Source organism: Pseudomonas sp. B1(2018) (genome assembly GCF_003097365.1).
Lineage (GTDB): Bacteria > Pseudomonadota > Gammaproteobacteria > Pseudomonadales > Pseudomonadaceae > Aquipseudomonas > Aquipseudomonas laurylsulfatiphila.
This window is the reverse complement of sequence record NZ_PYUK01000005.1, coordinates 367121-380777: the sequence shown is the minus strand read 5'-3', so window position 1 is coordinate 380777 and position 13657 is coordinate 367121. Positions and strand designations below refer to the sequence as shown.

The following is a 13657-nucleotide window of genomic DNA, read 5'->3' as shown; positions in this document are numbered from 1 at the left end:
CTGGTCGCGCTGGGTGCGACCACCACCCCCACGAGCGGCCCCGGGCATCATGGCCACATCAGCAATGGCAATCTGGTCGGCGATTCGGTGCGCGCCTCTCTGGCGGGCCGTTTGGGTCAGGCGGAAAACCAGAAAGACAACGCCTATAACCACATGAGCCTGCGTGAACTGGCCCGCGCTTCGCTGCATGATCGCGGCATTCTGGTGGCTACTCTTGATCCGATGGCCATGGTCGGCCTTGCGTTCACCCATGACTCCAGCGATTTCGGCAACATCCTGGTGGACAGCGCCGCCAAGTCGGTACTGCTCGGCTGGGACGAGGCGCCGGAGACCTACCACCTGTGGACCAAAAAGGGTCGCTTGAGTGACTTCAAGGTGGCATCCCGGGTCGGTATGGGGGCGTTCCCAAGCCTGCGTGAAGTTCGCCCAGGTGCGGAATACAAATACATCACCACCAGTGATCGTGGCGAAAAAATCCGCTTGGCTACCTACGGTGAAATGTTCAGCATCACCCGTCAGGCCATCATCAACGATGACCTCGACCAGCTGAGTACGGTGCCCTACAACATGGGGCTGGCCGCGCGCGGCACCATTGGCGATCTGGTCTACGACACGCTGATCCATTCGCCGGTAATGAGCGACGGCAGAGAGCTGTTCGATGCCGAACGCAACAACCTGTTTACTGGTGCCAGCGCCAATATGTCGATCGAAGCGCTGAGTAAGGCCAAGACCGCCATGGCCTTGCAGAAAACTCAAGTCGAGGGCGGCAAGCCCCGGACCCTGAACATTCGCCCGGCGTTTGTTTTGGTACCGGTGGCGCTGGAAGACAAGACCAACCAACTGATTCGCTCGGCATCGGTGCCTGGCGTTGACACCAATGCCGGCATCGACAACCCGATCCGCAACTTCGCCGCAGTGATCGCCGAGCCACGCCTTGACGATGATTCAGCAACCACCTGGTATCAGGCAGCCCGCCAAGGCGCCGACACCATCGAAGTCGCCTACCTGGACGGCGTTGAGCAGCCATACATGGAACAGCAACAGGGTTTCACCATTGATGGCGTGACGAGCAAGGTTCGAATCGACGCCGGGGTCGCGGCGCTGGACTATCGAGGCCTGAACAAGTCGATCGGTGCGGCAGCAACTAAAGCCCGCTAACGGCTGTTGATAACCCTATACACCCCGCCGCGTGCGGGGTTTGTTGTTTCTGTACAGGAGAAATGTGTATGTCCAAGAATTATTCGGGTGCCGGCCAAACGGTGACCTTCACTGCCCCGGTCGGTGGGGCAACAGCGGGTGTGCCGCTGGTATTGGTAGATCTGGTGGTGATCCCGATTGCCAGTGGCATCGAGGGTGACATGTTGGTCGGTCATATCGGTGGCGTCTGGCGCTTGGCCGCCGACGCGGCGCTGCTGCAGGGGCAAAGGGTGGCCCTACAAGCCGGTGTACTGGTTGATCCGCTGACTGCCACCGGTGATTTGGTGCCATTCGGCAAGCTGCTGAGTGCCCCGGTCGGTGGGATTGCCGAAGCGTTGTTGATCCAGTGACCACGCTGGGCCGCTTTCGTGACGTCACGGCCCGGATGGATGCGGTGCTGGTCGATCGCCTCGGCGATCGCGCCATCAAGCCGGACGGCGTGCCGCTGTTCGGTGCGTTCTTCTCGCCCTTTGTCGGTGCGGATGTGGGTGGCAAATCGAAGAGCGTGCGCTTGGGCAATGCCATCGTGACGGATAACGTACTGGCGCCGACTTTCATGGCCCGCGTGGTGGAGGCGGTGGGCATCGAGAAAGATACCTTTCTTACCGTCGATCTACCGGTGGAGCAGGGTGGTGGTCGTTACAAGGTCAGCAAGCGCGAGCCGGACGGCGCCGGCATGGTCACTTTCATACTGAGTTTGAACAATGGATGAGCTGACGACCCTACACAATGCGATCGAGGCGACGTTTCGCGCCGGGTTGCCGTCGGTGGTGAGCGTCGAGGCGTTCCCTGAACTGGACGCTGAAGTCGGTCTGCCGGCGGTGTTGTTTGCCCTGACGGAAATCGGTGAAGCCCCCGACAATGGCAGCGGCAAAACCTCCCTGAGCGGCCGCTTTCAGGTGTGCATCATGGTCGATTCGACCATCAGCAAAGCGGCCTTGCAGGCCGCCATTCTGGCCGCCGAGATCAGCAAGATTTTGCGCGGGCAGTATTGGGGGTTGGACTTTGTCGAAGAGGTGCAGGAGGTACGTGCATTCCCGGACGACTCGATGCCAGAGCTGGCGCAATTTGTGGTGTGGATCGTGGAATGGAAACAGGTGTTCCAGATTGGCGAAACCGAATGGTTATGGGCAGTCGAGCCACCGGGTTCCCTGTACCTGAACGTCGACGGCTGCACCGGTACCGGCAATGAAGACCACTACTTTCAGCCGGAGGATCTGGCATGGGATACGTCAGCGCTGAGCACGACCGGATGATTGCCGCGATGCTGCTGCCCTGCGTGGTGGTCGGCATCGATCTAATGGCCGGCCGGGTGCGGGTCAAGGCCGGTACCTGGGTCAGTGCCTGGGTGCGCTGGCATAGCCTGGCCGCCGGCAAGGCCCGTCACTGGCGGGCGCCGAGTCCGGGGGAGCAGGGCGCATTGTTCAGCCCCAGTGGGGACCCGGCCATGGGCACCTTTATCCCGGGGCTGTATGGCAACGCCGGGGCGCCGCCGGACAACCGCGATCACGTCGAGGCCTGGTACTTCGACGATGGCGGCTCGCTGGTCTACGACTGGCAGGCCGGCAGCTACAGCATCGCGTTACCCGACGGCAGCAGCGCGACCATCACGGTCGGTGGCTCGCAGTTTGAAGTGACGCCGGCTCAAGTCCGGGTGACTGCCAGCCAGATCACGCTGGTGGGTGAGGTGAGCATCGACGGTGCGCTGAGCGTGTCCGGCGACATCAGCGGCGCCGGTACGATCATGGATGCCGGGGGCAACAGCAGCAACCACTCGCATTGAGTGAACATTCATCTTCGGCCCGCCGCGCGCGGGTTTTTTCATGTCTGGAGAAAAAGCATGACGAGTAAAACCAAGGACGTATCGGTAGCCAGCGATGAGCCGATCCCGGCCACGCCGGCCGCGCTCTGTACCTTCCGCGACACGCTCTATACCTCGCGGGTACTGGTCCTGCTGGAGACGGGGCGCACCTTGAAAGTGGAAAAGGCCCAGGTTGCGGTGGCCTCGGAGGATACGGTCGCGATTGAGTATTTGCATGGCCGCAAGGATTTTGTCGCGGTCGAGGGCTGATCCAATGATCGGGATGATCGGACTGGATCGCCGCACCGGCCAGCTGATTTCCGGCCTCGATCACCTGCGCCAGTCCATTGAGGACATCTTGTCGACGCCCTTGGGCAGCCGGCGCATGCGCCCGGAGTACGGCAGCAAGCTGCGGCGCTTTGTCGACCTGCCGGTCAATGACGGCTGGAAGAGTGCGGTGCAAGCCGAGGTGGCCAGCACGCTCGGGCGTTGGGAGCCTCGCCTGAAACTGGGCCGGGTGCGCGCCGTGGCCATCCTCGACGGGCGTATCACCTTTGAGCTGACTGGGCAGTACCTGGGCAGCGACGTGACTTTGGAGGTGTCCGCATGACCATGGAGCTGGCGGCCCTGCCGCCGCCGCAAGTGCTGGAAGACCTCGACTTTGAAGTGGTCTACCAGGAGAAGCTGGAAGCCTTCCGCCTGAGCATGGGCGATAACTGGAGCGCGGAGCTGGAGAGTGATCCGGTGCTCAAGCTGATCGAGCAGGCCGCATATGGCGCCTTGCAGAATCGGGCGCGGGTCAACGATGCGGGCAAGGCCTTGCTGTTGGCCCACGCCGAGCGTGCTGACCTCGATCACCTAGCGGCGAACGTCAACCTGCAACGCCTGGTGATTCAGGCCGGAGATCCGAGCACGATGCCGCCGACGCCGCAGGTGCTCGAAGAGGACGATGCCCTGCGCGAGCGGGTGCAGCTATCGTATGAGGGGCTGACCACGGCGGGGCCGCGCAACAGCTACATCCTGCATGCACGCAACGCTTCCGGCCTGGTGGCCGATGCTACGGCGGAAAGCCCATCGCCGGCCGTGGTGGTGGTTACCGTGCTCAGCCTGGAAGGCAGCGGCGCGGCCTCACCGGAACTGCTGGAAGAGGTCCGGCTGCACCTCAATGACGAGGACGTGCGGCCGGTGGCCGACCGCCTCACGGTGCAGAGCGCCGTGGTCATCGATTACCACATTGAAGCGGTGCTGTACCCGCAGGCACCGGGGCCGGAAAACGAAGCCTATCTGGCCGAAAGCCAGAGACGCCTGAGCGAGTGGATCAACCCGCGTCGTCGCTTGGGGTTGGAAGTGGCGCGCTCGGGGATCGATGCGCAGTTGCACATTCCCGGCATCGCCAGGGTTGAGCTGCTGGGCTGGACCGACATCAGACCAAGCAAGGCCGAGGCGGCGTACTGCACGGGTTACAACGTGGTGCTGGGAGCCAGTCTGACATGAGCAGTCAGCTACCGCTCAATAGCACGCCGCTGGAGCTGGCCGTGGAAGCGGCCAACTACGAAAACACGCTGATTCCGCTGCGCAGTTTGTACAACGCCGACACCTGCCCCGAACACCTGTTGCCGTACCTAGCCTCGGCCTGGTCGGTGGACCGCTGGAACAACAACTGGACCCAGGAGGCCAAGCGCACGGCGATCCGTTCGGCGTACGACGTGCACGCGCGCAAAGGCACCATCGGTGCGCTGCGTCGGGTGGTCGAGCCCTTGGGCTACCTGATCGACGTCGTGGAATGGTTCGACACTGTGCCGGAAGGCGTGCCCGGCACCTTCGCTCTGGAGGTCGGCCTGAATGACTCGGGCATCACCGAGGAACTGTACGAGGAACTGGCGTGGTTGATCGACGACGCTCGTCCGGTCAGCCGGCATATGACCAACCTGGCGCTCAGTCTGCAGACCGAAGGGGTGCTGGGCATTGCCGTGTGCGTGCAAGAAGGCGAGGAGATCGACGTGTACCCCCCGGCCCCGCAAGACATCGACGTGACCGGCTCTTTTGGCCCGGCGCTCTGCGTTGATGAAACCGATACTTTGGACGTTTATCCCTATGATTGATAAGACCAGTCAGTTTTTTGCCATTCTCACGGCAGTCGGCGAAGCCAAACACGCCAATGCCATCGCCATGGGCCTGGACTGGATGTTCACCGAGATGGGCTTGGGCGATGCCAACGGCACCGACCCGATTCCCGATCGCCTGCAGACCCAGTTGATCAACGAATGGCGCCGGGCGCCGATCAACCAGATCCGTGTCGATCCGGCCAACCCCAACACGGTGATCACCGAGCAGATCATTCCGCCGGAAGTGGGCGGTGAGTGGATTCGCGAGATCGGCCTATACGATGTCGACGGCGACCTGGTGGCGGTGGCCAACTGCGCGCCGAGCTACAAACCGTTGCTGGACCAAGGCAGTGGCAAGACCCAAGTCGTGCGGATGAATTTCATCGTCAGCAGCTCGGCGAACATCGTGCTGAAGATCGACCCGGCGGTGGTGCTGGCCACCCGCGAATACGTGGACCTCGCGATCAGCGAAGCGCTGGCCAAGCTGGATCACAAACAGTCAGCGCGGGTGGCGGCCACAGTCCCCATCACCCTGAATAATGTGCAGACCATCGATGACGTGGCCATGGTTGTCGGTGACCGGGTGCTGGTGACTGCCCAGGCAGAAGCCCAGGACAACGGCCTGTATGTCGTCAGCGCCGAAGGCTGGACGCGGGCCGCCGATGCCGACAACAGCCCGGAAGTGACCCCGGGGTTGTTCATCCACGTCGAGCAGGGCACGACCAACGGCGACAGCCTCTGGCAGTTGGTCACCGACGCGCCGATCACCCTCGGCACCACCGGTTTGCAGTTTGAAATGATCGCAGGCGGCAGTGGGGGCGGTGTGGGCACGTTTCGCAGTGTCACCGTCGATGCCCTTGGGCGTGTGATCGCTGGCACCAACCCGACCACCCTGGACGGCTACGGCATCACCGACGCCCTGGCGGCCAGCGAAAACCTGGCCGATGTCGCGGATGTGGTCGAGGCTCGGAATAACCTCGGGCTGGGCACCGCCGCGACCGCTGATGCTCAAACCTATCTCCACGATCCAACGCCTGATGCGCTGATGAAGGTCGGAGCGTTCGGCTGGGGCGGGCCCGCCTATGCGGTCAGTGATGTTGACATCGGTGGCTTGAACGCGGAGACGGCCCTCTATTTCATCAGCAATGGCATAGGAGGGCCTGGAGGCGGGATCTATGAGGGTTGGGTTCGCGTCTCAGCGATTACACCAGGTCAATACGCCTTCCAGGAGATTTATGGGAATGCCGACCACACCCTACACCGCCGGGCCTTGACTGCCGGTGTCTGGGGCGAATGGGAAAGCATCTGGGACTCAACCAATCTGGTTAAACAAATCTACCCCCAAGATGACACGCCAGGCCGTGTATTGCTCACGGGTGCTTATGGCATCGGTCACGGGGGGATTATCCTACCTGAAGGCACCGATCTAGACACAATCACTACCGTGGGCATTTACCGGGTGAACCCCGGCCCGAACGTTCCAGAAGGATGTCAATTCTCCCCCATGCTGGTTGCGGTCAGTCAAGACACCCTCTGGCAACAAATCATCGGCTATAACACCGGTACAACTTACACCCGTGGCGGTGTTCAGACCCCAGAGGGATACGTATTCAGTGCGTGGGTAACGGGCTGGGACACTAGTAACTTTGACCCTGCTGCGTACCAACCTGCGTTGGGCTTCACTCCCGTGCAGCAAGGCGGGGTGGCGGGTCAGGACGCCAATAAAATCTACATTGGCTATGAAAACGTCTCGGGCAAAATAAAAATACAGGTTGATGCGCAGGATTTCGGGGGGATCTGGACCGAAAGCAATTTTGATCCTGCTGCCATATTCTCGCTTCCTGTCGGCGTGCCGTTTCCATGGCCAACCGCTACGCCACCCGACAAATGCGTTTTGATGGGGGGGCAGCCGTTCAATGTCGAGTGGTACCCGGCATTGGCAGCCGTGTATCCCAGCGGCTTCCTGCCAGACATGCGCGCCGAGTCGATTCGTGGTCTGGATGGCGGGCGCGGAATCGACCCCGACTCTGGGCGTCCCGTGTTGAGCCTTCAACTCGACACGCTACAAAACATGACGGGTGAACTCAGGCTACAGGACGATGATTCGATGTTGCTGGTGAATACCGCGACCGGCGTATTTACGGCTACTGGTTACATGACGAGTGATATACCCGCTGCACCACGAGTCAGTACAACGGGCAACATGTCGGTAACTTTCAATCCTTCAGCCGTCGTTCGTGTGAGCACGGAAACTCGAATGCGCAACGTCGCTTACAACTACATCTGCAGGATGTATTGATGACTACTTTAGTGAATGGTTTTTTTGATGAGAGTGGCTGGATCGACGTTTACACCTTCAGTGAAACCACGGGTGAGTACCTCGGAAAGCACGACATCTATGTGAGTCGCGGCTGCGGTCTACCGGCTGGCGCAACGCTGGAGGAGCCGCCTGAAGCCCCGGAGCAACAGGTGGCCGTTAGGCAGCAGGATGCATGGGGTGTCGTGCCCGACTTCCGGGGCGTGGCTTTCCGCACCACTGATGGTGCCGAGGTGACGCACTCGATGCCCGGTGAGTTACCGGCCGAGCTGACGACCTTGCCGCGACCGAGTTCGGCCTATATCTGGGATGGTCTCGACTGGGTGCTGGATGCCGCGCTCGATCTGGCGCTACAGAGCCGGCGAGAACGATCGTGGATCGAAAATGAACTGCACTGGGCGGGCCGAGAGCTCGACAAGCATCTGGATGCTGACCCGACTGCGCTCAGCACGGAATCCGCCTGGCGCACCTACCGCAATGAACTGCGGGCCTGGCCTCTTTCACCAGACTTTCCAGCCAGTGATAAACGGCCGTTAAAGCCGGACGGACTGACCAGCACCGCGTCCTGACGCCCCGCATTGCCGGGGCGTTTTCTTTTCCATGCTGCACGTCACCGCACATTCTCACGGCCTCGCTGATGCGGGGCTTTTTCGTTTCTGGAGCATCACTCTATGAGTTTTTTTCACGGCGTCACCGTGACCTTGGTGGACACCGGCGCCCGGCATATCGCCACCCCGTCCGCGTCGATCATCGGTCTGTGCAACACCTTCACCGTGGGGCCGCCGGCCACGGCTGCAGCCAACGAACTGCTGCTGATCACCCGCGAAAGTGAAGCGGTCGCCGCCTGGGGGCCGGATGCGGCGATCACCCAGGACTGCAAGGCGATTTTCAAGCGGTCCAAGGCGGTGATTGTCGCCGTCGGTGTGCCGCTGCTGGACGACCCGGCCGAGCAGCTGTCCGCGATCATCGGCGGGGTCTGGGCCGACGGCAGCCGTACCGGCATGCAGGCGTTGCTCAACGGTAAAAGCAAGTTCAACGCCCAGCCACGCTTGCTGGTGACTCCGGGGTATTCGGCGACGTTGGCAGTGGCCACCGAACTGGTGGCGCTGGGTGACAAGATGCGGGCCATGGCCATCATTGACGGGCCGAACACCACCGACGAAGCCGCCATTGAATACGCCGAAAATTTCGGCAGCAAACACGCCTACATGGTCGATCCGGGCGTGCAGTTCTGGGACACCGGGACCAGTGCCACCGTCAACGCACCGGCTTCGGCTTGGACCGCTGGCCTGTTTGCCTGGACCGATGCCACCTACGGTTTCTGGGCCTCGCCGTCGAACAAGGAGTTTGTCGGCGTTACCGGCACCACGCGGCCGATCGAGTTTCTCGACGGCGATGCGTCCTGCCGGGCCAACCTGCTGAACAACGCGAACATCACCACGATCATCCGTGATGACGGCTACCGCCTGTGGGGCAACCGCACGCTGTCCAGCGATCCGAAATGGAAGTTCGTCACCCGCGTGCGCACGCTGGACATCGTCATGGACGCCATCCTCTACGCGCACAAGTGGGCCGTCGACCGCTCGATCACCGCGACCTACGTCAAGGATGTGACCGAAGGCTTAAAGGCCTTCATGCGCGACCTGAAGAACCAAGGCGCGATCGTCAATTTCGAGATCTATGCCGACGAAGAACTGAACACCTCCAGCGAACTCAGCGACGGCAGGGTGTACTGGAACATTCGGTTCACCGATGTGCCGCCGGCCGAAAACCCGAACTTCCGCGTGGAGGTGACCGATCAGTGGATCACTGAAGTGCTGGACACCGCTGCCTAAGGAGGCCGTTTTATGATTCCGGAAGTGCTCTACAACACCAACCTGTTCGTGGACGGCATCAGCCTGCAAGGCGACGTGCCGAGCCTGACCCTGCCCAAGTTGACCCTCAAGACTGACGAATACCGCGCGGGCGGCATGGATGCGGCGGTCGAACTCGACATGGGTATGGAGAAGCTGGAAGCCAGCTTCCTCACCAATGGTGTGCGCCGCGAGGTGCTGAAGTTCTTCGGCCAGTCCGACTTGACCGGGTTCAATGCCTCGTTCCGCGGAGCTTTTAAAGGCCAGAAAGGTTCGGTCAAGGCGGTGATCGCCACCCTGCGTGGCAGCCTCAAGGAAGTCGACCCGGGGGACTGGAAGCCGGGTGAAAAGGGCGAGTTCAAGTACGCCGTTGCGGTGACCTATTACAAGCTGGAAATCGACGGCAGTGTGATGTTTGAAATCGATCCCCTCAACTCGATCCGTGTCGTCGATGGTACCGATCAACTGGCCGCCGTGCGGTCCGCCCTGGGCATGTAAGGAGCAACACCATGAACAACGCGAAAGACAACGTCCTGCCGAAATGGCTGCAACTGGGCAGCGGCATCGCCACCGTGACCCTGTCCCGACCGAGCGAGGCTAACGGCATTCAGGTCGACAAGCTGACCCTGCGGGAGCCGACGGTGCGCGAGATGCGCGCCGCCACCCTGCAGGGCGGTAGCAACGAAGAAGAGCAGGAAATGGTCTTGTTCTGCAGCCTGGCGAGCATCGGCCGTGCGGATCTGGAGGGGCTGCTGATGCGCGATTACCGTCGTTTGCAGACCGCCTATTTTCGTCTGGGAGCAGATGACGGGGTTTAACCCCGCGCTGCAAAAGGCTCTGGCCAAACGCTTGGCCATCGAGCTGAATTTTTCGGCGGCCGAGATTCAGGGGTTGTCGTTTTCCGAGATGGTTTGGTGGCTCACGGACTGAGCCAAATCCCGTCGCACACAGGTAACCTGCATGGCGAACAAACTCTCGCTCGGGCTGGTGATTGGCGGTGCCGTCGATTCCTCCCTCGGCGCCGCCTTCAAGAACGTCAGCGGCGAAATGAAAAAGCTCGAGGCGCAAACCACCCGCGCCAAGGGCTTGCAGAAAGTCATCGGCGAGACCATGCGTCTGCGCGATGAATGGAAAAAAGCCCACGACAGTGGGGCGGCCAACGCCGATGCTTTGCTGCGCAAACTGGAGACCAATACCAATAGCCTGCGCAAGCAGGGGGTGGAAGTCGGGCGCTTGCGTCAGGAGTACCTGGCGCTGGGCAAGGTGGTGCGCAGTGCCGAGTTCAAAGCCAAAGGGATGGGGCAGGTCGAGGAGGGGCGAGAGAGCCTGCGCAGCGGGTTCGGTACGGCGGTGGCCGGTACCACCCTAGCGGCCGTGCCGACCAAGGTCAGCGCGGATTTTCAGGCGATCATTCGTGACATCGCGATCAAGTCCGGTACCGCCAACACCCAGCAGGAAGTGAACACCGCGCGCGACATCGTCCAGACCTCAAAAGACACCGGCATGGCCAACACCCAGGTGGCCGAGCTGGTGAACCAACTGGTTGGCGGCGGCATGGATCTGACTGAAGCGCTGAAGTACGCCCCGGTGGCGGCGAAGTTTGCAGTCGGGCAGGGCGCGTCGGGCACAGACACGGCGAAGATGATTCTGGCGATGCAAAACAACGCCAAGATCACCGACCCTCAGAAAATGGAACAGGCCCTGGCGTCGGTCGCGTTGCTGGGCCAGCAAGGCAGCTTCGAAGCGGCCGACATGGCCAAGTGGTTTCCGGAACTGCTGGCACAAATGGCCAGCAGCGGTATCACCGGTCAGGATGCGGTGACCCAGTTGGGCGCCATGCTGCAGGTGCAGATCAAGAGCGCCGGCAGCGCCGATGAGGCGGCGAACAACCTGAAAAATTGGATTGCGAAAATCGGTTCAGGGGAAACGGTCAAAGGCTACGCCGATGCCGGTATCGACTATCAGGGCTCAATGAACGCCGCCATTGGCAAGGGCCTGTCGACCTTTGAGGCCAGTTTCGAACTGGCGCGTCGGTACGTGGAAAAAACCGACCCGAAAAAGGCCAAGCAGCTGGATCAAGGGTTGACCCGAATCAGCCAGGAGACGGACCCGGCCAAGGCGCAAGCCATGGCCGATGCCTTGGCTGCCACCTTGCGTACCGGCGATCTGTTTGCCGACATGCAGGTCAAGACCGCGTTGATGGCGTACACCCAGAACAAAAAATTCTACGCGGACCTGAAAAAAGGCGCCTCGGACCCCAACGGCCCACGCAAGGACATTCTCGACAAAAATCTGAATGAACGGCGTGAAACGTCAGCGCAACGCTGGGCCGAAACCGGTCAGGCGTTCAACGATTCGTTGCGCGCAATCGGGGATGCCCTGCGCCCGGCGACGGATGCGCTGGCCACCGGTATCAGCGGCGCGGCGCGGGGCTTGACCGCGTTGTCCGAGCAAGCGCCCCAAGTGGTGCTGGGCCTAGCGGCAGTGAGTACCGGAGCGCTGGTGCTGGGCAAGGCGTTGGCCATGCTCAAGATCGGCCGGGGTCTGGCCAACATCGCGCGCGGTTCGGCCGGCGACCGGTCCAATATCGTGCAGCGTGTGTTCGTGACCAACGCGAATGACGGCGATGACGACGGGCTGGATCACGGCAAAGAAAGGAAGGGCGGAAAGGGCAAAAGCCCTGCAAGTCGGATGTCCCGTGGCATGAAAGTGGGCGGGGCACTGGCGGTGGTCGGTGCCGGCGTTCAGGTGGTGGACACTTACCAGAACGCCACCACCCGTGATGAAAAGGCCGAAGGCTACGGCGAGGCGGCAGGCAGTCTGGCCGGTGGCTTGGCGGGTGCAGCGGCCGGCGCAGCCATTGGTTCGGTCATCCCGCTGCTCGGTACCGCAGTGGGTGGGGTGATCGGTGCCTGGCTCGGGGCGTGGGGCGGCGGCGACGTCGGCGCGACCATGGGCAAGGCCTTGTTTGGCGGGCCGGACATACTGAAAGCACCGCTCGGCATCTTTCCCATGGCCGCCGGTCAAGGGGTGGGCGCGGTCGTGCGTGCAATGGACAGCGCCCCCGCCGCGCCGGTCACGGCGGCGGCATTGATGTCGAGCACCGCAGCGAAGACACCCGAATGGCCGAAGGTCGATCAGCAATTCACCTTCGCCCCAGCCCCGGTTTTTCAGGTGCAAGGCGATGTGAAAGACCCAGCACAGTTGGTTCAGGAACTGATGCCGTATCTGCGCCGTCAGTTTGAAGACTTCGCCCGGGAGGCGCGTGACCGCCAGTTGTTTGATGCGCCCCATGTGGGCTAAGGAAGTGTTATGGCGGATGAAAAAAACTACCTGGAGCACCTGCAGGGCGGGCTGAAGTACATGGTCGACGCGGGGGAGGCCGGGCGCACTGACCTGGAGTCCATGACCGGACCCATGAATGGGGCGTTGAATGAAATCAGCGGGGCGGCCGATGCGCTGGAAGGTCTGCCCTTTATCAGCGAGGACCTGAGCGACAAGACCCGACGCCTGCAGGATGCGATCAACTCGGCGCAGGCCAAGATCGGCAAGGTCGCCAGCTACTACAACCAGACCCAGCGAGCCTTGGCGCAGTTTGAAGAGCACTTTTCCGCCCTGACCGAACAGATCGGCCGGTTTGGCGCGGCGTTCAACAAGGTGGCCGGTAAGGCCAATGCCGCGTTGGGCAATATTTTCCCCACGGAATGGTTTGCCGGCGACATGACGCCGATTCCTGATGCGGTGAAGCCATTCCCGCACCTGTTGATCATCTACCCGCTCAAGGCCAATGAGCGGCCGTATTACTTCAACCTGGACACAGCGGCGTTTGACGAGCTACGCCGGCAGACGTCGTTTCGCTGGGCCGCGCAGGAGCGCCTGACCCGGCGGCCAGCGCAACAGGCCGTGGGGCTGGGCGAGGAGAAAATAACCATCAAGGGCGCGATCTACCCGAGCTTCAAGGGGGGGCTGAAGCAGCTGGATACGCTGCGCAGTATCGGCGCCAAGTTGCTTCCTCTGAACCTGACCACCGGTTACGGCGAGGTGCTGGGCAACTGGTGTCTGACCAATATCGACGAGGAACAAAGCGCCTTGCTGCCCGGGGCCATCCCGCGCAAGCAGGGTTTTTCATTGGAGTTTGTCCGTTATGGCGATGACCTGCAGAACGGCTGACGGGGATGTGCTCGATACCCTGTGCCACCACTATTACGGCCACCTGAACCGCTGCGTCGAGGCGGTGCTGGCTGCCAACCAAGGTTTGGCCGATGAACCACAACCGTTCCGGGCGGGCGTACTGATCACGCTGCCGGAGTTGGTGGTCGAGACTGACAGCGTGATTTCACTGTGGGATTGATCCCGTCATCCAGCCCGCCGCGTGCGGGCTTTT

General features: G+C 61.7%; 17 protein-coding genes. All 17 read left to right on the top strand.

From position 1 onward, the window contains the following. The coding region (locus tag C9422_RS10930) for a ClpP-like prohead protease/major capsid protein fusion protein (protein WP_371924721.1) at positions 1-1158 on the top strand (1158 nt) is incomplete at its 5' end. Between the two features lie 68 nt (positions 1159-1226). Then, positions 1227-1547 carry a DUF2190 family protein gene (locus tag C9422_RS10925; protein WP_116580678.1) on the top strand — a complete coding sequence of 107 codons (321 nt, stop codon included), beginning with the start codon at positions 1227-1229 and terminating at the stop codon, positions 1545-1547. Beyond that, positions 1544-1909 carry a hypothetical protein gene (locus C9422_RS10920; protein WP_116580677.1) on the top strand — a complete coding sequence of 122 codons (366 nt, stop codon included), beginning with the start codon at positions 1544-1546 and terminating at the stop codon, positions 1907-1909. The genes C9422_RS10925 and C9422_RS10920 overlap by 4 nt, the downstream gene beginning before the upstream one ends. Beyond that, positions 1902-2453 (top strand): hypothetical protein, encoded by a 552-nt coding sequence (locus C9422_RS10915; RefSeq protein ID WP_116580676.1) that lies wholly within the window; start codon positions 1902-1904, stop codon positions 2451-2453. The genes C9422_RS10920 and C9422_RS10915 overlap by 8 nt, the downstream gene beginning before the upstream one ends. Continuing rightward, complete coding sequence (locus C9422_RS10910; RefSeq protein WP_116580675.1) at positions 2420-2980, top strand: phage baseplate assembly protein V; 561 nt, start codon at positions 2420-2422, stop codon at positions 2978-2980. The genes C9422_RS10915 and C9422_RS10910 overlap by 34 nt, the downstream gene beginning before the upstream one ends. 57 nt (positions 2981-3037) lie before the next feature. Further along, the gene (locus tag C9422_RS10905) at positions 3038-3268 is read left to right on the top strand and encodes a hypothetical protein (protein WP_256589925.1); all 231 of its coding nucleotides are present in this window, start codon (positions 3038-3040) and stop codon (positions 3266-3268) included. Positions 3269-3281: 13 nt separating this feature from the next. Continuing rightward, positions 3282-3608: a GPW/gp25 family protein gene (locus tag C9422_RS10900; protein WP_043302559.1), complete on the top strand. Its 327-nt coding sequence runs from the start codon at positions 3282-3284 to the stop codon at positions 3606-3608. Then, positions 3605-4492 (top strand): baseplate J/gp47 family protein, encoded by an 888-nt coding sequence (locus C9422_RS10895; RefSeq protein ID WP_116580674.1) that lies wholly within the window; start codon positions 3605-3607, stop codon positions 4490-4492. Before C9422_RS10900 ends, C9422_RS10895 begins: the two co-directional genes overlap by 4 nt. Continuing rightward, positions 4489-5100 carry a phage tail protein I gene (locus C9422_RS10890; RefSeq protein WP_116580673.1) on the top strand — a complete coding sequence of 204 codons (612 nt, stop codon included), beginning with the start codon at positions 4489-4491 and terminating at the stop codon, positions 5098-5100. Before C9422_RS10895 ends, C9422_RS10890 begins: the two co-directional genes overlap by 4 nt. Then, the gene (locus tag C9422_RS32850) at positions 5093-7402 is read left to right on the top strand and encodes a phage tail protein (protein ID WP_116580672.1); all 2310 of its coding nucleotides are present in this window, start codon (positions 5093-5095) and stop codon (positions 7400-7402) included. Before C9422_RS10890 ends, C9422_RS32850 begins: the two co-directional genes overlap by 8 nt. Then, the gene (locus C9422_RS10880; protein ID WP_116580671.1) at positions 7402-7989 is read left to right on the top strand and encodes a hypothetical protein; all 588 of its coding nucleotides are present in this window, start codon (positions 7402-7404) and stop codon (positions 7987-7989) included. The genes C9422_RS32850 and C9422_RS10880 overlap by 1 nt, the downstream gene beginning before the upstream one ends. Before the next feature lie 102 nt (positions 7990-8091). Next, a complete protein-coding gene (locus tag C9422_RS10875; protein ID WP_116580670.1) occupies positions 8092-9255 on the top strand; it encodes a phage tail sheath family protein in 1164 nt (387 codons plus the stop codon). A 12-nt stretch (positions 9256-9267) separates the two neighbouring features. Further along, positions 9268-9771: a phage major tail tube protein gene (locus C9422_RS10870; RefSeq protein WP_116580669.1), complete on the top strand. Its 504-nt coding sequence runs from the start codon at positions 9268-9270 to the stop codon at positions 9769-9771. A gap of 11 nt (positions 9772-9782) precedes the next feature. Beyond that, positions 9783-10091, top strand: coding sequence for a phage tail assembly protein (locus C9422_RS10865; RefSeq protein ID WP_116580668.1), 309 nt, complete (start codon positions 9783-9785; stop codon positions 10089-10091). Positions 10092-10233: 142 nt separating this feature from the next. Then, on the top strand, positions 10234-12576 hold the full coding sequence (locus tag C9422_RS10860; RefSeq protein WP_116580667.1) for a phage tail tape measure protein: 2343 nt from the start codon (positions 10234-10236) through the stop codon (positions 12574-12576). Positions 12577-12585: 9 nt separating this feature from the next. Continuing rightward, entirely contained in the window at positions 12586-13443 is an 858-nt protein-coding gene (locus tag C9422_RS10855) for a phage tail protein (protein WP_116580666.1), read from the top strand. After that, positions 13418-13624 carry a tail protein X gene (locus tag C9422_RS10850; RefSeq protein ID WP_116580665.1) on the top strand — a complete coding sequence of 69 codons (207 nt, stop codon included), beginning with the start codon at positions 13418-13420 and terminating at the stop codon, positions 13622-13624. The genes C9422_RS10855 and C9422_RS10850 overlap by 26 nt, the downstream gene beginning before the upstream one ends. Positions 13625-13657 lie beyond the last annotated feature (33 nt).